At 67.3% G+C, this 19,202-nt stretch carries 11 protein-coding genes and 1 pseudogene; 5 read left to right on the forward strand and 7 right to left on the reverse strand.

Annotation, left to right across the window (positions count from 1 at the left end):
- Nucleotides 1-98: 98 nt before the first annotated feature.
- Together ABZZ74_RS44915 and ABZZ74_RS44920 are read left to right on the forward strand one after the other, a co-directional pair.
- Nucleotides 99-1,538 (forward strand): annotated as a pseudogene (locus ABZZ74_RS44915) (DUF2075 domain-containing protein); the annotation flags it as partial.
- A 193-nt stretch (nt 1,539-1,731) separates the two neighbouring features.
- A complete protein-coding gene (locus tag ABZZ74_RS44920; RefSeq protein ID WP_356949930.1) occupies nt 1,732-3,840 on the forward strand; it encodes a DUF2075 domain-containing protein in 2,109 nt (702 codons plus the stop codon).
- 72 nt (nt 3,841-3,912) lie between these two features.
- Here the strand turns inward: ABZZ74_RS44920 and ABZZ74_RS44925 are convergent, their stop codons facing one another.
- Nucleotides 3,913-4,041 (reverse strand): DUF6408 family protein, encoded by a 129-nt coding sequence (locus ABZZ74_RS44925; RefSeq protein WP_220450788.1) that lies wholly within the window; start codon nt 4,039-4,041, stop codon nt 3,913-3,915.
- A 402-nt stretch (nt 4,042-4,443) separates the two neighbouring features.
- On the opposite strand from ABZZ74_RS44925, the gene pglW reads away from it, so the two are divergent.
- Entirely contained in the window at nt 4,444-8,832 is a 4,389-nt protein-coding gene (gene pglW / locus ABZZ74_RS44930; protein ID WP_356949912.1) for a BREX system serine/threonine kinase PglW, read from the forward strand.
- Between the two features lie 43 nt (nt 8,833-8,875).
- On the opposite strand, the gene ABZZ74_RS44935 is transcribed toward pglW, so the two are convergent.
- The 3 genes from ABZZ74_RS44935 to ABZZ74_RS44945 are packed head-to-tail and all read right to left on the reverse strand — an operon-like array spanning nt 8,876 to nt 12,213.
- Entirely contained in the window at nt 8,876-10,345 is a 1,470-nt protein-coding gene (locus tag ABZZ74_RS44935) for a hypothetical protein (protein ID WP_356949913.1), read from the reverse strand.
- Nucleotides 10,342-11,694, reverse strand: coding sequence for an AAA family ATPase (locus ABZZ74_RS44940; protein ID WP_356949914.1), 1,353 nt, complete (start codon nt 11,692-11,694; stop codon nt 10,342-10,344). Before ABZZ74_RS44940 ends, ABZZ74_RS44935 begins: the two co-directional genes overlap by 4 nt.
- Before the next feature lie 60 nt (nt 11,695-11,754).
- Entirely contained in the window at nt 11,755-12,213 is a 459-nt protein-coding gene (locus ABZZ74_RS44945; RefSeq protein WP_356949915.1) for a hypothetical protein, read from the reverse strand.
- Between the two features lie 239 nt (nt 12,214-12,452).
- On the opposite strand from ABZZ74_RS44945, the gene pglX reads away from it, so the two are divergent.
- Nucleotides 12,453-16,202, forward strand: a complete 3,750-nt coding sequence (pglX, locus tag ABZZ74_RS44950; RefSeq protein ID WP_356949916.1) for a BREX-2 system adenine-specific DNA-methyltransferase PglX — start codon at nt 12,453-12,455, stop codon at nt 16,200-16,202.
- Between the two features lie 63 nt (nt 16,203-16,265).
- Here pglX and ABZZ74_RS44955 read toward each other — a convergent pair whose 3' ends face one another.
- Complete coding sequence (locus ABZZ74_RS44955; protein ID WP_356949917.1) at nt 16,266-16,457, reverse strand: DUF397 domain-containing protein; 192 nt, start codon at nt 16,455-16,457, stop codon at nt 16,266-16,268.
- Nucleotides 16,454-17,284 (reverse strand): helix-turn-helix transcriptional regulator, encoded by an 831-nt coding sequence (locus ABZZ74_RS44960; protein ID WP_356949918.1) that lies wholly within the window; start codon nt 17,282-17,284, stop codon nt 16,454-16,456. Before ABZZ74_RS44960 ends, ABZZ74_RS44955 begins: the two co-directional genes overlap by 4 nt.
- Nucleotides 17,285-17,436: 152 nt before the next feature.
- Here ABZZ74_RS44960 and ABZZ74_RS44965 point away from each other — a divergent pair, with 152 nt between their 5' ends.
- Nucleotides 17,437-17,871 carry an ATP-binding protein gene (locus ABZZ74_RS44965; RefSeq protein ID WP_356949919.1) on the forward strand — a complete coding sequence of 145 codons (435 nt, stop codon included), beginning with the start codon at nt 17,437-17,439 and terminating at the stop codon, nt 17,869-17,871.
- A 17-nt stretch (nt 17,872-17,888) separates the two neighbouring features.
- On the opposite strand, the gene ABZZ74_RS44970 is transcribed toward ABZZ74_RS44965, so the two are convergent.
- Entirely contained in the window at nt 17,889-18,995 is a 1,107-nt protein-coding gene (locus ABZZ74_RS44970) for a hypothetical protein (protein WP_356949920.1), read from the reverse strand.
- Nucleotides 18,996-19,202 lie beyond the last annotated feature (207 nt).

Here is a 19,202-nt window from a genome sequence, read left to right on the forward strand (position 1 = left end):
CAGCGTGAAAGGGAGGTCGTCGTCATGTCCGGAAGATTCCCGTGTGGGTGAACGACTCGAACCTCAAACGATCACCGAAGGTTTAATTTCAAGCTGAGAGGGTTGGGGGAGTGGCCTTCCTACACAACGCAACCGAGTTCGATGTGGGTGCACTGCGCGAGATCGAGTCCGACCACTGGGGCCAGTTGTTCGCAGGAGATACCCGCGGTGGGTTCATCGATTACCTCCGTGCCCGGCTCAGCCCTGAGTATCCGGGCGCCGCAGCCGCTGACGCGCTGCTCGCGGGCAAGACGGTCCCGTCGAAGCAGCTAATGGCGGTCGCAGCACAGGAAGTCCGTGAGAGGGAGCAGTTCGTGCTCCTTGACGAACAGCAGGTCGCCTACCGCAAGGTCCTCAACGCCGTACGCAAGGCCCAGCAGTCCGATCACAAGGAGGTCGTGGTCATCACCGGTGGCCCCGGCACCGGCAAGAGCGTGATCGCGCTCTCCCTCCTTGGCGAGTTGTACCGGCAAGGCGTCCCAGCCCTGCACGCGACCGGGTCCCAGTCCTTCACCAAGACGATGCGCAAGGTCGCGGGCGCCAGAAAGCGCGAAGTGCAGGACCTCTTCAAGTACTTCAACAGCTTCATGGCGACGCAGAAGAACAGCCTCGACGTCCTGGTCTGCGATGAGGCTCACCGCATCCGTGAGACATCAGCCAACCGGTACACACCGGCCGCGCACCGGACCGGCAAGCGGCAGATCGACGAACTGATAGACGTGGCCAAGGTGCCTGTCTTCCTGCTCGACGAGCACCAGGTCGTGCGCCCCGGTGAGATGGGCACGGTGGAAGACATCCGGGCCGCAGCGGTACGCAGGGGGCTGAACTGCCCCGTCGTGAGGCTCGAGAGCCAGTTCCGCTGCGGCGGCAGCGACGCCTACCTGCGCTGGGTGGTGCGCCTACTGGGCTTGGAGCCGGGCGGCCCGATCGTCTGGGACCCCGATGACCGCATGCAACTCCTGTTGGCTGAGAGCCCGGAGGAGATGGAGAGCTTCCTGGACGGCCGCCGCGGTCAGAACTACAGCGCTCGCATGTCCGCCGGCTACTGCTGGCCGTGGTCCCCGGAACCCAAGCCGGGACAGCCCCTGCCGGACGACGTGAGGATCGGCGACTGGGCGCGCCCCTGGAACCTGCGCGGCGACCGCTCCGTCTCCGGCGCACCGCCGTCCGCCCTGTGGGCCACGGACCCGGCGGGCTTCGGTCAGATCGGTTGCGTCTACACCGCCCAGGGCTTCGAGTACGACTGGTCCGGCGTCATCATCGGCCCCGACCTGGTGTGGCGCCGCGACCGATGGGTGACGGACCGTACGGCGTCCAAGGACCCGGTGTTCAAGCGCTCGACACCGGACGCTGACGTGGACCGCCTGATCCGCAACACGTACAAGGTGCTGCTGACCCGCGGAATGGTCGGCACGGTCATCTATTCCACGGACCGGGAGACCCAGGAGAAGCTACGAGAACTGGTGGGTGCCGGGCGGCGCGTGGCTGCCACGGCGTGAACGACCAGTCTGAACCCGCAGTTTTTCGCCAACTTGCCGCTGACCTGCCATGAGTTGGCGGGAGGTACTCGCGTGAGCTGCCGCGCTCCCTAAGATCACCCGTACCAATTGCGGCCCGACGGGCTTCCTCTGCGCGAGGACACGCCCCCACCCGCACGAGTTACTCGTGCCCTGGGGGAACCACCTCGTGTCCATGCTCCTGCTGAGGCTGTCTGCGCAGGACCTGCTCACCCTGAACTCAAGGCAGCGGATGGTGCCGCATCTCGCTGCCAGATACCGGTACTTCCGAGGGCGCGATGTGTCCGATACCGAACGGCAGGCATGGGCCGAGAGCCTGGTCGAGTTGGCTGAAGACCTGGTCGAGGCGGAGCGCGGCAACGTCGAGATGGTCGTCGAGTGCGCGGCGACGGTCGACGAACCGAAGAAGGGGGAGCCGCCCCTCATTGACGTGGTGCTCGTGGGGCGACACCCCGAGACGCGTCTGCCGTCGTTCCAACTCGTCGAGCTGAAGAGATGGTCAATGGTGACGCAGGTGGAAGCTGCCACCGCGGAGCTCGTGAGGGTGCCGGGATACAAGAAGCCCAAGAAGCACCCTGCATTGCAACTCAGGAACACATACCAACTGTTCACTGGAGATCAGGGACCGCTGCGCGGCATCACGGTCGAATGCGGCGGATTCGCGTACCTGCACAATGCCACCGACGACTCGGTTCGACCGCTGCTCGATACGTTGGCGCCGACTGGAGCCTATGAGCGTGTGTACACCCAGGACAGTCGTGACCTGCTCCTTGCAGACCTGCGTCGGCATTTCGCGGAGGACGGCGGGGCTTCGGAGGCCGAGCAACTCCTGCGGTTCATGAACCTGCGCAACACGCCGCTTCTCGACGCGATGATCAGATCTCGCGGAGAGGACACGGTGTTCACCCTGCGGGGACAGCAGAAGAGAGTGGCGGCTAGTGTTCTGCAACGAGCCGCCCTGGTTCTCGGCAATCCCGATCAGCCCGCTCCGCCGCCGGACGACGGACGGGCGGTGTTCATCGTGACGGGTGGTGCAGGTACCGGGAAGAGCGCGGTGGGGTTACAGCTCAGGGCCGATTTCGAGGCAGCCGGACATACGGTGAAGTACGCCAGCGGCAGCCGTGCCTTCAACGGGGCGCTCCAGGAGCAGGTGGGCTACACCGACGAGGAGTTCAAGAAGAGGTTCGCCTACTTCAGCCACTTCGTGACCCCTCCGGACCCTCCCTTGGACGTCCTCATCTGCGACGAGGCGCATCGCGTGAGAGAGCGAACCATCGACATATACCAACGAGAAGAGAAGTCGGGCAAACAGCCTCAGGTGGATGACCTGCTCGATGCCTCCCGCCTCACAGTGTTCTTTCTCGACGAGAGCCAGTCCGTGCGCCCCAAGGAAGTCGGAACGGTGAGCCTGATCGAGGGAGCTGCAAGAGCGCGGGGAATCACTCCACTCCGTTATGGGCTCAGGGAGGAATGGCGGTGCGGCGGAAGCGACGCCTACATCCGCTGGGTGCGGGCTGTCCTCGACATCGAGGCAGGAACCACCGAGTGGACCCCCGACGGTTTGATGCATGTCGAAGTGGCCCACAGTCCAGAGGAACTCGAGTACATCATCAGGACCGAGGCGGAGGCGGGAGCGACAGCTCGCATGGTGGCCGGCTTCTGCTGGCCGTGGACCGAACCGGTGGGAAAGGGGAAGGCCGCGCGCCTGGAGGCAGACGTGCGGATCGGAGACTGGCACCGACCGTGGAACGCCAAAGGCGACTCGTTCCGAGAGAACGGAGCGGTGCCCCCGTCCACGAAATGGTCAGTGCACCCGTATGGCATCAACCAGATCGGCTGCGTCTACACGGCTCAGGGCCTTGAGTGGGATTGGTGCGGGGTGATCCTCGGCGAGGACATGGTGAGACGCGGCGACCGCTGGGTCTACCGCAAGGGGCAGTGGCGTGAGGACCCGGAAAGCAAGGTCAAACGCGTTAAAGTGCCCGGTTCATTCGACATGAAGCTCCGTGAGGGGAAGGGAAGCGAGGAAGAAAAAGAGGAGGAGTTCGCGCGATGTGTTCGGCACGCGTACCACGTGCTCATGACCAGGGCGAGCCGGGCGACGGTGCTGTACTCCACGGATGAGGAGACACAGGCGTACCTCAAGAGCCGCGTAGGTGACGTGCAGATACACGGTCTGCGGCCCACTTGGGAAAACCTCCCTGCCGAGGCGCGGATACCGCATCTCCCCAGCCCGAAGAGGAAGGGCCACGACACCACTCCCGGGCAGGAACTGCTCTTCTAAAGGATCCTCGTGATGGAGGAAGCCAGACAGGCTGGAGAGTGGCGGGCTCGCCGGGCCCGCCACATGCCTGCCTCAGATGAGGTGGCGCGCTGCCACCGCCAGTGCCTCCAACACGAGGCTGGAGATCACACCCGCGGCGGCGCCGGCCAGGATCTCGCGGATCCAGGGACGACGCGCAGGCTTGTACTCGACCGGTTCCATAAAGGCCCACTCCATGGTGTGAGTTCGGAATGGTAGGACCGCCCTACCGGGCATCCGCCCCATTCGTCACTCACGCGCCAGTGGACTGGACCGTGGACTCCGCCTCGTACCCTCCGGGAAGGTGCGCAGCAGTAAGAGCCTATCTCACAGGGCACACCCCCGATCGGGCCAACGGCCGGGCAGCCGATTGGAGTTAGAGCTTGAGACCGGCCCAGACAGTCTTCTCCGCAGGCAGTGGGATCCGACGCCGTCTTCGACGGCCGCCTGCCCGTCCACCTTGGGAGCACGCCAAACGGATGCTGCCTGTCAGTAGGGCGCGGTAAGGTCGACCAGGGATTTTGGCCCGGAAGGGCGTGAGGAGACAGCGGAGGTAGGACGGTGACGGCAGGAGACTCGCGTCCGGTGCCCAAGCCCGGACCGCCGCGTCCGGTCCAGCAGTGGTTCCAGGATCGGCCCTCCCCCTACCCCTGGGAGCAGGACGCTCTCGACCATGTACGACGCCTGATGCCGGCCGCCGAGCCGTATCGCGCCTGGGCTACGTTCTCCTTCACCGCGCAGTCGGGCCGTATCAACGAGTGCGACCTGCTGATCGCGGTACCCGCGGGCCTCTACCTGGTCGAGATCAAGAGCCATCCGGGGCGGCTGGAGAACAACGGATCCACCTGGAACTTCCGCGGCTCCGACCGCACCCGGACGATCAACAACCCGCTCCACTTCAACGATGCCAAGTCGAAGGACCTCAAGAGCAGGCTGCTGTGGGCGGCGCGCAAGCTGGGCATCCCGGAGCGGTCCGTGCCGCGCGTGGAACCAGCGATCTTCCTCTCGGCCCCGGATCTCGAGAGCCATCTCGACGACGTCCAGAAGGTCAGGGTCTACGGCCGTGACGACCGTCCCACCGGCCTGAAGCGCATCTGGCAGGACTTCCTCGGCCTGCCGCCGGATCGCCCCGACCGCCGCATCACTCCCGACTTCTCCCGGGACACCCTGCCGCGTCTGCTGAAGGCCATCGGTGTCCAGCAGTCCACGGCCCATCTCAGGTTCGGCGACGCCTGGAAGCTGCAGCCGCACCCCCTCGATCGCGGGCAGTCCTGGGAGGACCGCCTGGCCACGCGCGACGACGGACTCGTCCAGGAGGAGGGCCGGGTCCGTATCTATCTGGTCGGCGATATGGCGACCGAGGCGGCGAAGAAGTCGACCGATCGCGCTGCCCGCCGCGAGTACCAGGTTCTGCAGGGCGTAACGCATCGCGGCATCGTCGAGGCCGTCGAGATCCGTGAGCATCAGGGCGGACCGGCGATCCTCTTCCGTCACCGGCACACGGACCTGCGCCTGGACCAGTACCTGGCGACCTACGGCGGCAAGCTCACTCCCGAGATCCGCCTCGATCTCGTACGACAGCTCGCCGAGGCCGTCCGCTACGCCCACAACCGCTCCCTCTACCACCGGGCCCTGGCGGCCAGTTCCGTCTACGTCTCCTTCCGGTCCGAGGGGACGCGTCCCGAGCTGCGCATCACCGACTGGCAGACAGCGGCCCGCGACTTCGACAGCAACGCCACCTTCTTCCGCTCCATCGGCGGCTCGGCGCTCGATGCCACTCTGATCGAGGACGCGGCCCGCCTCTATCTCGCCCCCGAGACCGACCAGCCGTACGCCGATCCGGCCGACCTGGACATGTTCGGGCTCGGCGCGGTCGCCTACCTGATCCTCACCGGTCAGCCTCCCGCCACGCAGCGAAGTGCCCTGAGCGAGCGCCTGCGCACCGACTCGGGCCTGCATCTGTACTCCGTCGCCGACGGCTTCTCGGACGCGCTCGACGAGCTGGTCTTCAAGGCGACCCGCTCCGACGTCACCGAACGCCTGGGCTCCGCCGAGGAGTTCCTCGACCTGCTGGACAGGGCGGAGCGCGCGAGTGTGCTGCCCGAGGCGCCCACCGCCGTCGGAGTCGACCCGCTGGAGGCACTGCCCGGCCAGTCGCTCGACGCGGAATGGTCCGTACGGCGCGTTCTAGGCACCGGCGCTACCGCCCGCGCCCTTCTCGTGGAGCGTGCGGTCGAGGACGAGGACGGCCGCATACAGATCGACGAGTGGGTCTTCAAGGTTGCCCTGGACGAGCAGAAGGCGGAGCGGCTGCGTGCCGAGGCGGCCGTTCTCAAGGAGGTGGGCGGCGGCGCGGTCGTGCAGCTGCGGGGCGAGGGGCTGCGCGAGATCGGCGGACGGACCGTCCTGCAGCTCGAGTACGCCGGTGAACAGTCCCTGGGCGCCCGGCTGCGCGGCAAGGGCAAGCTGACCTACCACGAGCTGGAGCGCTTCGGCGACGACCTGTTCAGGGCGATGGACCAGCTGGCCGCCAACGGAGTCCTCCACCGCGACCTGAAGCCCGACAACTTCGGCATCCACCACAGCAAGGACCGGATCTGGCGCCTGAAGCTGTTCGACTTCTCCCTCGCCGACGCCTCCGAGCGGGACATCAAGGCGGGCACGCGCGGCTACCTCGACCCGTTCCTCGACTCCCTGCGGCGGCCGTACTACGACGACCACGCCGAGCGGTACGCGGCGGCCGTCACCCTGCACGAGATGGCCGCCGGCGAGCGCCCCATGTGGGGCGACGGACAGCTGGACCCACTCACCAACGAGTCCGCCGAACTGTACGTCGCGACCGAGCTGTTCGAGCCGGCCCTCAGCGACGGTCTCGCGTCCTTCTTCCGACGGGCGCTGCACCGCGACACCGAACACCGCTTCGACACGTTGCGGCAGATGCACGACGAGTGGCGCGAGGTGTTCCGGGCGGCCGACGCGACCAAGCCGGCCACCACCCCGGCCACGGTCGGTACCCAGTCCGAGGACGCCGAGGAGGCCCGCGACGCCGCCGCGGAGACGGCGGATGCCGAGACTCTGCTGGAGGCCGCGGGCCTGTCACCCCGGGCCGTGTCCGTGGCACACGGGCTGGGTGCCACCAAAGTGGGGGAGCTGCTCGACGTCCAGCCGTACGCGATCTCGAAGGCGCGGGGCGCCGGCGCGCTCGTACGCAAGGAACTCAACCGGCGTCGCAAGCAGTGGGCGGTCGCGCTGCGGCAGCCCGCCGGGGCCGACGCCCGACCGACCGGACCGGCTGCGCGCGCGGAAGGCGACTCCGAATCGGACGGACCGCTGGTCCTGTCGATAGACGACATGGCGGCCCGGCTCACCCCCGAGCCCGGTCGCAAGGGTTCGCACCGTGCGCCCGTGGTCCGGCTCACGCTCGGTCTGCCACCGGAGGACGGCGGCCTGTCGCCGTTGGGCCCCTGGCCGGTCCAGGCCCGCATCGCCGACCACCTCGAGATCAAGCAGCCGCCGGTCTCCCGCCATCACCGCATCGAGATCAAACAGTGGGCCGAGGCGGACTGGCTGGGGCGGGTGCGCGAAGAGCTGGTCGAGATAGTGACGGCGGCCGGCCGGGTCATGACCGCGCAGGAGGCCGCCGCCGAGCTGCGGGTCCGTCACGGCGCGGGCGACGACACACCCGAGCGCACGCTCGCGAGGGCGCTTGCCGTCGTACGGGCCGCCACCGAGGCCGAGCTGTGGGACGGCGAAGGCGCGGAGCAGCACGAGCCGCGCCTGGCCGTCCACCGGCGTGGCGACACCGTACTGATCGCCCTGGAGTCACTGCCCGGGACCGACGACCCCAGCCCCCGTGAACTGGCCGACTACACGGCCGAGTTGGGGACGGTCGCGGAACGTCTGGCGCGTCAGGAGCCGTTGCCGGGGCGGGCCGCGGTGGTCCGTGACCTGCGTGCGGTCCCCGCCCCGGAAGGCTTCGCCCCGCTCGCGGACACCCGGCTGGTCGCCCTGGCGGCCGCTGTCGCCGTGGGCACCGAGGCCACTCCGCGCCTTGAGCTGTACCCCCGTGACCTCAGCCTGGACCGCGCTCTGCGGATCTCGCAGGCAGGAGCGGGAGTACGACGGGACCGTGGCATCACGGTCGCCGAGCTGCTGGCGCGGCTGCGCGCACGCTTCCCGGTGCTCGACGCGCTCTCTGGGGAGCGGGAGCCGACGTACGTCGAGCTGGAGGACCCGCTCAGCCAGGCGCGTTTCGACCTCCGGTACGACACCAAGCTGGAGCGGTTCTTCCCACCGGCCCTGGAGTCGGTCGGCCAGTGGACGTCCACCGGAACAGGCACCAGTTACCTGCCACCCGGGCACGGCGTCCCGGCGGTCGCGGAGGTGGACGGCGATCCGCATGCCGCCACCCGTGCCAGGCTCGCCTCCTGCGTGCAGCGCGGTGGGTTCCTCGCGCTGACCGTGAAGGGCAGCCGCCTGCCGGGCGCCGCCGAGGCGGTGGCCGCGGCGTTCCCCGTCGAACGCGTCGACCTGGGGCGGGAGTTCCTCGCCGAGTTCCGCGCGCTCGCGGCGGAGAAGGGGCAGGACTGGGAGAAGGTCCTGCGCGCCGACGCGGGCTCCGCGCCGGGGCAGATCAAGCGGGGCCTGGCTTCGTTCGTACGGGCGGTGTGGGTGCGCCTGGAGGCCGCCCTGCTGGAGCGGGCCGCGGCACCGCGCACGGTCCTCTTCCTGCACGACGCGGGGCTGCTCGCCCGCTACTGGGACGAGGGCGGCCACGACTTCCTGGTCCGCCTCCAGGCGGCGGCCCGCCGACCGGCCGACGACCCGCACGGGCTGTGGCTGCTCTGCCCGGTCGACACCCGGACACAGGTCCCGCACCTGGACGGGCGCACGGTCGAGGTGATCGGCGGGGACGGCGAACGGGCGTACCTCGACGGCGACTTCCTGGCGACGGTGACAGCGGCGGCGGCATAGACCCGCGCTGCCGTCAACGGCGAGCGCGGGGTCCTGCCGGTCGTCATTGCGAGCGCTTGGAGACGCCGCCCTTGCGGCCGATGCCGAAGGCCAGGCGGTAGACGTCGGGGATGTCGACCGCGTAGTCGCGCAGATCGGTGGCGCCCGCCGCGCGCCGTGTCATCACGCCGAGCCTCTCCAACTCGTCGATCAGCTCACGGTGGTTGTCGACGTCCTCCGGCCCGCTGCCCTGCGAGCCGTTCGCCAGAACCTCGCGCAGCTGCGCCGAGAGTGAGGCGTCCCGCCAGTAGGCGAGGACCACGGACGGCTGCATCGGTACCTGGCCGCCGCGCAGTTGCTCGACGGCGACCGCGGCCCAGCGGATGTCCTCCGTGATCTCGTCGACGCGGATCTGGGAAGCGGTGCTCACGGACTCCCGGATGGCGTCGTAGTGGAGGGCGTGCTCGTGCATGGGATGCCGGTCCCGGCTGATCGTCGCCGCGGTGGAGACGGCCTGGAGCAGGGTGCGCGGACTCACCTGGCCCCGGCCGTCCTGCAGATGGTTGGGAAGCCAGGTGTACGTGTAGCCGCGGCGGTGGCTCGGGCCCATGTACGGGCCGGCCATCGTGACGAACAGATCCTGCTGGCGTTTCGGGGTGGCGATGACGTCGACGGGAGCGATGAAACGGCCTTCGCCCTCTCTGCGCCAACTGCCGGTCGACGTCCGGAACTTCTCCGCCTCGGGGCTCGGGTGATTGCCCAGCTGGTGGAAGAGCAGGCCGTACAGATTCTCCGTCGTCCAGGTCAGATCGGTGGCGTTGGCGCCGAGTTTCGACGCGTCCGGGAAGTGCTTGGGGGCACTCTCGTACATGTCCGGGCGGACGAAGATCTTCGCCCGGATCGCGCTGGTGCTCATCCGGAGGTCGAGCGCCACCTCGAAGAGGCCGGACACCAGGCGGTCGACGACCTGCCGGTCGTTGTGGAGATGTTCCAGGGCGTCGAAGATCAGCAGACGGGTGCGGCCGCTCTTGCGGGCCTCCTGGTCCATCGTCCACAGGGCGCGTTCGTAGGACTCCATGTGGTCGGCGACCCAGCGGACACGCTTGTCCCAGCCTTCGATGCGCAGGATCTCCGGGGCCCGGAGCCCGGCCAGGACCACGGCCGACCAGAGGTGCTGGGGTTTGACGTCATCGTCCACGAGCTTGCTGATGACGCTCTTGCTGGGGTGGTGCAGATTGGGCTCGCCGCCCTTCGCGTGCCCCGTGGCGACCGTCATCCGGTCCAGCCGGGGCATCATGTACGAGGCCGCAGCGATCTCGCGCATCCGGTCGTCGCCGAGCACCTTGGTCCACACGGTCTTGCCGGAACCGCGCGCGCCGCGCACCACCGTCACGTCGGGGTCCAGCGCGCGCCGGTGGCTCGACGGAGTGAACAGCCGTGTGACGTCCGGGCTCACAGTGTCGGCGTCGAACGCGCTGCCGGGGGCGGTGGCGAGCAGCGTCCGGTACTCGTCCGTGGACAGAGGCTCCGTCATGACAACTCCTCACGCGGGAAGACAAGTTCATCGACCTCACGGAGGAACCTCTTGTACGCGGCCTCCACGAAGGGCAGTTCGGGCCAGTCGCGGTCCTGGAGCGGGTCGAGGCCGATCAGGTCGTGGCTGAAGAGGATCGGGATGGGGGAGTGTGGGGCCTGGTCGTCCTCGAGGGCAGGGTGGTATGCCGCCAGGTCCGCGCCCTCCGCGTCGTCGTAGAGCGTGTCGGCGAACATCTTCTGGGCGTTGTCCCGGAGCTTGTGCAGGCGCTCTATGTCCCCGGCGGACCGGAACATGGCGGCCACGATACGCAGGCGCTCGCGCAGCTCGACGGCGCGGTCCGGGCGCTGTTTCCACTGGGACAGCAGCATGCCGTAGCCGTACCAGGTGGACGGGTTGTCGACGGCGAACAGCAGCGACAGCCCGCTGAGCTGGGTCAGGGTGACGGCGGCGATGTCGTGGATGCCGGCGCGGCTGTCGAGCAGGACGACGTCCGGCTGCCGCGAGACCTCCGCCACGTGGGCCTCGCAGGCGGCGATGGCCTCCTCCAGCCGTACGCAGAACGGCTTGGGCGCGGCGCCTGGTGCCGCGGCCGGCAGGTCGCTGTAGATGCGGTTCAGCTTCGCGAGGTAGTCGTAGCCGTCGCGGGGGCGGCCTCCGGCGGGCGCCAGCCAGATCTCGCCGTTGCCCTGGGAGGGCACGAAGAACGAGCTCTGGGTGACGAGGTCCAGCTCTTCGGCGTTGCCGACGCCGGCTTCGACCAGGTGGTCGACGATGCCGTGCTCGGGCAGCTGGTCGAAGCCGTGCAGGAGCGAGGAGACTCCGGGGGACTCCAGGTCGAGGTCGACTACGAGGACGCAGTGGCCTTTGTCGGCGAAGTAGCGGGCGAGGACGGCGGTGGCGGTGGAGCGCCCGACTCCTCCCTTGAACCCGTACAGCGCGACGCGCCGCTCCCGAACCTCGGGCTGCGGCGAAGCGCCCGCTATGGCATCCCGGGCCCAGTCGGCGCCCACCACGGTCCGTTCGAGTACGGCGACCCGGCCTCGGTGTCCCGACTCGCCCTCATCCTGCACGACGAGTTCAGGAGAGGCGAAGAACATCTCCGGCGCGAACATCGTGGACGTGGTCTGGACGGGCTGGGCGCCCGCGAAGGCCTGGGTGTCGCGTCGGAACTCCTCCGCGAGCGCTTCCAGTTCCTCGGCGGGCAGCGGCTTGTCCTCGTCGTCCACGAGCAGCGACGCCCGCCCGAACAGGTCGCGTACAAGGACGGTGTCCCGGCCGGTTTCGGCGGCTCGGTGGGCGTGGCCGAGGGCTGCGGTCCACGCAGCGTCGAATCGGGTGGGGTTCATAGGGCGGGCGCCTGCTTTTCCACTTCGGCTGCGTCTTCTGCTTCTTCGGGCTTCGGTTGGCTACTTCGCCAGTTGGTAGGCGGCGATGACGGTACGGGCCGCTGCGAGGTGACGTTTCACGCGCTGCTCGGATATCTGGCCGCTGTCACGGTAGCGGTGGGCCACGTTCCACTCGTCGGCGGATTCCCGGAAGGGATTCTGCTGAGGGATCTGCGCCAGCACGGTGGCGCCATGGTGGCCGCTTGCGAGCAGGAGGAGTTGGTCCCAGACGGTCGGGAGGTGACCGTGCTCGGAGGCCTTCCGCGCTTTGTCGGCCTGTCTCTGGCTCTGTGTCGGCCTGTTCCTGATCGCCGGGCTGTACGGAATCCCGAGCGGGCTGTCCTGTACGGAACCGAAGAAGTCGAGAAGCATCGCCTTGATGGCGCACTCCGCGGCGATGCCGGCGAGATGATCGGCGGAGCCGAAGAGCTGGGGTGACTTGGCGAGTTGCGTTGCCGCGTCGTAGTGGCAGCGGCCCACTTCTAAGAAGGAGTGTTGGTGGGCGGGTGCGGGTGCCGGGGCCGCGGGTGTGGTCGGGGCTGCCGGGACCGGAGGAGGTGTCTGAGCCGTCACGGTGATCACCTTAGCGGCGTGATCATGGCAGATGAGAGTACTTTGCCATGACTCCTGCGGGATCTGATTCGGCCGACTGTGCTGGCAGGATTGGGATGCGAGACCGTATGGCGATGTGCGGTGGGTGACGTGGTGCTGCGAGAGGGATGCGAAGAGTGACGGTCACGGGCCAGGATGCGCGGGCGGGGCTGGACCAGGCGGCGCTGCTGAAGGATCTGCGGCGGCAGGTCGTTGTTCTTGAGGACGATCTGCGGGCTCGTAGTGAGTCCGAGGACGAGTACCGCGTCCGGCTGGAATCCGAGTACCGGCGGGCCCGGGAGGCGCAGCGTACGGCCGCGACTTACGGCGTGTGGCGGGACGAGCGGGTGACTCAGGCCGCCGTAGCGTGGGTACTGGCCTGCGTCTTCGTACGGTTCTGTGAGGATCACGGGCTGATCGAGGCGCCGTTCATCGCCGGGCCCGGAGAGCGGTTGGTCGAGGCGGAGGAGCGGCACGAGGCGCACTTCCGTGAGCATCCTGATCACAACGACCGGGACTGGCTGATTGCCGCCTTCGAGCATCTTGCGGGGGCCAATGAGACGGTCGCCGGTCTCTTCGACCGTGCGCACAATCCGCTGTGGGAGTTGATGCCGGGCTATGAGGCCGCGACGGAGCTGTTGCGGTTCTGGCGGCGGTGGGATGCGGACGGGCGGATCGTCTACGACTTCTCCTATCTGGACTGGGACACGCGGTTCCTCGGTGACCTCTATCAGGACCTGAGCGACCATGCCCGGAAGACGTACGCGCTGTTGCAGACGCCGGAGTTCGTCGAGGAGTTCATCCTCGATCTGACGCTGGAGCCGGCCGTCGCGGAGTTCGGGCTGGATCCTGTGGTGGAAGGGCCAGGGGGCGTTGAGCGGCGAGGGCTGCGGACGATCGACCCGGCGTGCGGGTCCGGGCACTTCCTGCTGGGGATCTTCCAACGACTTGTGAAGAAGTGGCGGGAGCTGGAGCCCGGCGCGGATGAGTGGTCGGTGGTGCGGAGGGCTCTGGAGTCCGTCCACGGGTGCGACAAGAATCCGTTTGCGGTGAGTATTGCGCGGTTCCGATTGCTGGTTGCGGCTATGCGGGCTGCGGGGGCTGAGCGGCTGGCGGATGCGCCGGTGTTTCCCATCAATGTGGCGGTGGGGGACTCGTTGCTGCACGGGCGGGATGCGGCGGGTATTCAAACGGATTTGGGGACTTTGTTTGCGGAGGAGGGGGGCGACTCTGAGGGCGGGGGAGCCTTTGTTTATTCGACTGAGGATGTGGGGGAGTTCGCCCGGGAGGTTGATCTCCTCGGACGGGCGTCGTATCACGTTGTGGTGGGGAATCCGCCATATATCACGGTGAAGGATAAGCAGGAGAACGAGAACTATCGGGCGTCTTACAAGGAGTCTTGCGCTGGGAAATATGCTTTGTCGGCGCCGTTTGCTCAGAGGTTGTTCGAGCTAGCTCTGAAAGGGGCGGGTGGGAGGAAGGGGGGCGGTGGCTTCGTCGGGCAGATCACTGCGAACTCCTTCATGAAACGAGAGTTCGGAAAGAAGCTCATTGAGGTGGTCTTCCGGGAGAGGGTCGAGCTGTCGCATGTGATTGACACGTCTGGGGCATTCATCCCTGGGCATGGAACTCCGACAGTGATCCTGGTAGGTAGGAATCGTGTGCCGAACCCTGAGCGGACTTTGCGAGCGGTGTTGGGTGTTCGAGGTGAACCGTCGCAGCCGGAGATCGCGGCGCAAGCCTCCGTTTGGCGGGCGATTGTTGACCAGGTGGGTAAGCCTGGGAGTGAGTCAGAGTGGGTGTCAGTGGAGGACGCCCCGGCTGGCAGCTTTGCTACGCACCCCTGGTCAGTGAGTGGCGGCGGCGCGGGGGCACTTCTGGAGTATGTGGAGAGCAGCGCGGCCCAGAGGCTGTCCTCAAGGGTGGAATCGATGGGCTTCCATGACATCCTTGGAGAAGACGAGGTGTTCGCTTCTGGCGCCGTGCCGACACAGTGGAAGCAGGCTGCAGCTCAGTCGCGGTCGTTGGTAACCGGCGATGTCCTACGTGACTGGGGGCATGGTGACGCGGCGGTGCTGTGGCCCTATAAGGGACGCGAAGCCGATCTATCCTTGCAGTGCACTCCACTCTTCTGGCCTTACCGCAGCACACTTCGCGCTGGCTTGACATTCGGCAAAACCAGAGAACAGCGTGGGATGGCCTGGCACGAGCACATCATGCTTTCCTGGGAACGGACTGAAGCTCCCTTCCTCCTTTCATTTGCGTTTGTGGCAACGCATAATCATTTTGTGTTGGGCCGAGTTGGGAACGTTTTCAAGCACTCTGCTCCAGTGATCAAGCTACCCAAAGGGGCCGGGGAAGATGAGCACATGGAGTTGTTGGCGGTACTTAACTCGTCGACCGCATGCTTCTGGCTGAAGCAGGTGAGCCAGGGTAAGGGTGGTAGCGGTCTTGGACGAGGCCTCCAGGATGAGGCATGGGAGGAGCGATACGAGTTCACGGGGACCAAGCTTCAAGAGTTCCCGCTACCTGAGCGTTCACCTCTTGCCCTGGGACGCTCATTGGATTCCCTGGCTCATGGCTTGGCTGTGGTTGAGCCTTGTGCTCTTAGCGAGAGGGGTGTGCCTACCCGCGCAGCCTTGGACGACGCTCGTGCTGAGTACCTCCGGATCCGTCACCGCATGGCAGCCCTCCAGGAGGAGCTGGACTGGCAGGTGTACGGGCTGTATGGGCTGCTGTCCGAGGCCGACGTGGCGCGAACCACCGAGGCGTCACCCAACCTGGACTCCATCCCCGAAGTTCACCTCGGGGAGCGGGCGTTCGAGATTGTGCTGGCTCGGAAGCGGGCGGCAGGCGAGGTCGACACTGCGTGGTTCGACCGGCACGGATCGACGCCCGTTACCGAGATTCCAGGGCGCTGGACCGACCGGTACCGAGACATCGTGCAGGCCCGTATCGACATCATCGAGCGGCGCAAGGACATCGGGCTCATCGAGCGGCCCGAATGCAAGCGGCGTTGGTCCGTCGAGCCCTGGGAGAAGAAGGAGAAGGCCGCTCTGCGCACCTGGTTGCTCGACCGGTGTGAGGACCCCGCTCTGTGGTTCAGCCTGCGTGAGGGTGTGAAGCAGCCTCGTACGCTCACCGTTAACCAGCTTGCCGATGCCCTGAGTTCCGACGCTGACTTGAACGCCGTCGCTGCCCTCTACGCCTCCGACCACCTCAACAAGCCGGACCTCCCGCTCGGGCAAGTGCTCGCCGATGTCATCGCCGACGAACACGTACCGTACCTCGCCGCCATGCGCTACAAGGACCCCGGCCTGCGTAAGCGTGAGCAGTGGGAAGAGGTCTGGGAGCAGCAGCGGGAGGAGGACCGGACCGGGCAGCGGCTCGATATCCCCGTACCGCCGAAGTACTCGTCTGCCGACTTCCTCAAGCACTCTTACTGGTCCCACCGCGGCAAGCTCGACGTGCCCAAGGAGCGGTTCATCTCCTATCTGGAGGCTGGGCCCGAAGCCGACTCAACCGTGCTGCTCGGGTGGGCGGGGTGGGATCACAAGGATCAGGCCCAGGCGCTCATCAACCTCATCGAGGACCGTACGGAACAGAGCGGTTGGGACACGGAGCGGCTCACGCCGTTGCTCGCAGGGCTGCACGAGGTCATGCCCTGGGTGCGGCAGTGGCACGGCGAGTACGACGCCGAGTGGGAGTCCGTGCCGGCGGAGGACTGCGATGCCTTCCTCGATGAGCAGCTGGGCAAGCATCGGCTCAGCGCGGCGGATCTCAAGGCATGGCGGCCGGTGAAGCGGGCGCGGGGGCGTAAGGCTGCCGCGTCGAAGAAGGCAAGCGCCCCGGAGCAGTCCGCCCTAGACGTCGAGTAGGCACAACGTGGCAGTGGGGCTGCCGGAGTCCAGTAATCCGGCAGCCCCCGGGGTGTACGGGTATCAGACTCGGGCGTCTGCCGCGTACGAGACGAAGGTCGACCACGTGGTGCGGGAGAGGGTGAGCTGTCCACCCTCCTTGTCCTTGGAGTCCCGGACGCGGACAGCGCCAGGGCAGTTAGCGACCTCAATGCAGTTGTCGCCAGAGCTGCCGCTGTAGCTGCTCTTGAACCAGTCCAGTTCGGTGCTGCTCATAGTGCTCCTCGCATCTGCTCCAGCAGGCTCACGGTGGCTTCGCGGTCGAGTGCCTGCGACCGCAGCTTGCCATAGCGCTGAAGCATCGCGCTCACGTCATCTGGGTTGGTGAGCAGGACACTCGACTGCTGTCCCTCGGTGTAGCCGATCCACTGGTGATCTGAGGTCTCGGCCACGTACATCTGGCCATCAACTCCGGCGTGTTCCTCCTGCCGCAACGGCATGATCTGGAGCTCTACGTTGCGTAGGCTCCCGACCTCCAAGAGATGGTCCAGGAGGGTCCTGGTGACCTCTGCGCCACCGACCCGTCGCTCCAGGAGCGCCTGCTCGATGATGAAGCTGAACGCCGTGTTCTGCCTTTCTGCCAGTAGCCGCTGCCGCTCCAGCCGTGCCACCACTTGCCGTTCGATCTGCTCCTCCGTCAGTGGCGGCAATCGTCGTTCGAAGATTGCCCGGATGTACGCTTCAGGCTGCAACAACCCTGGAATGGCCCGGCACTCGTACGTATAGAGGGAGACCGCCTCTTCCTCGATCCCGGCCCACTGCACAAACCACGACGCCAACCCCTGCCTCCGCGTCAGATGCCGTGCCGCCGCCTTGAGCACCCTCGGCGCTTCAAGCGCCGCCCCCGCCCGCTCGATGAACCGCACCGACGGGAACCGCTTCCCCTGCTCCAGCTTCGCCACCGCATGCACCGAGTAGCGCACCAGCGGCGCGAACTCCTCCTGCGTCAGGCCCGCTTCCTCCCGCAACGCCTTCAGGACCGCGCCGAAGCTCTTGAGGCCGTCGGACACTTCCGGTTCACTGCTCGCGACACCGTCCAACACGCCCGGCCCACCTCTCACGTACACCACCGGACATCAACTCACCAAGGGTTACGCGGTGTCACCCACCCTGTCCACTCAGTGAACCCACCCAGCCGGAGCTGTACCAGTGTCGTGCCTGTCGAGTCACCCTCCCTCCCGTGACCCTGGACCGCATGACCGCACCTCAGGCTCAACCAGCCGTCACCGTACGTAAGTTCTTCCAGCAGCTCAGCGCCACCCGGCGCGGCGCCCGCCTCGCCCGCCACCTCACCACGCACCAACTCGACCTCTGGGGCATCCCGTTCGGCTCGGCCGCCTCCGACAACGCGGCCCTTCTCGTCGCCGAGTTGGCCTCCAACGCCGTACTTCACGCCCGAGTACCGGGCCGCGACTTCGCCCTCCGCCTTGAACACCGTACTGACGCTCTCCGCATCGAGGTCGCCGACGTCCGAGGTGACCGCCCCGTCGCCGCGCACCCGATGACCGCAGCCACGACCGCCGACCACGGCCGTGGCTTCGTCATCGTCGATGCCCTCGCCTCACGTTGGGGCGTCGCCGACCGCCCGGGACCTGGCAAGGTCGTCTGGGCCGAGATCGACCTCCGCTGAAGCAGTGCAAGCAAGCCTCATGGCATCGGAATCGCCGGCGGGCTCGCCCGCTGCCAGTAGTGCAGCACCGGCGGATGCGCGACCTCCTCCCTGAGATCCGAGGTCAGCAGGTGATGCCGCGCGACCGCGTCGTCGACGATCTGCCGCCACCACTCCAGCCGATCCAGGCCCGCATCCGCGGAGATCAAATCGTCATGCAGTGCATACAGCTCACACGTGTTGTGCCACTGCGACTCGCGCACATCGGCGTTGCTCTCGCTGAACCGCGACAACTCGGCGCCCTCGCACACCGCGCACCCGCACGTCCACGGGTCGACGCGCCTGAACCACTCCTGGAGCACCTCCACCCGGTGGTACTTCAGCAGCCCGCGCACGAGCACCACCGGATACGGCCGCCAGCCCCGGCCCTTGCGGCGCGGGTCCATGCCGTGCCGGAGCATGGCGGTCACCCCCACCGCCGTGCCCAGCGCCCCGTGCGCGAGCGCGTCGAACGCCGCCAGGTCCGTACGCCACAGCAGCAGACGCGGGCACGACCGGCACAGCACCCGCAGACCCTCGGCCACACCCACCCGCTCCAACGGATCCTTGTAGTGCTGCATGATCAGCGCCACGGGATGCCGACTGGCCCGTACCGCCGCCACCAGATGCAGCAGCGACTCGTCCCGCAGCCAGCGGTAACTGCACGGCAGCAGGACTACCGTGTCCGTCCGCTCCAGCCGGTTGGCCTGGGCGATCACCGCACGCAGGACGCGGGCGTCGCCGTCCTCGTCCGCAGGTATGAAGCAGGTCGGGGTGACCGCGAAGGCCGCCTTGTTGGCGAGCTGGCCGTTCAGGCACTCCTCCAGGCCGGAGAAGTCGAGTGGGTGCCAGCCGTTGGCCGCCTGATAGCCGAAGGGTCGGTCGACGGTCGCGACCCGGTGCTCGTGGCCGCCGTAGTCGACGGCCACGACCGTGTCGGGGTAGCTGTTGCGCATGTTCCGGCACCTCACCGCGGCATCCATGCCCGTAAGGAGCAGGCCTCCGGCGTTTCCGTCGATGTGCGGCAGCAGGCCGATCGCCGACCTGTCGTTCACCATGATCAGTAACCGGTCGCGCAGTAAGCCGTCGATCCCGTCGCCCCCCATGGGGTCCCCCTCACGGTCATCAAGCGCATCCCCCGCTGGTCACGAGTGTCAGAGCCGGTCAAAAAGGAGCGCAAGACGGTCGTATGCGGGCGTAAGCGGTTCTCGGCCAGGCCGTCGGCAGGGCCACGCCCAGGCGAAAGTCACGGAGAGGTGCGCATCCGTCGCATTCGGCGACGACTTCGTCGGCTTGAGTCGCTCAACGTGACA

Origin of the sequence: Streptomyces sp. NPDC006476 (genome assembly GCF_040612015.1) — a bacterium.
In the GTDB taxonomy this organism is placed as follows: Bacteria; Actinomycetota; Actinomycetes; order Streptomycetales; family Streptomycetaceae; genus Streptomyces; species Streptomyces griseorubiginosus_B.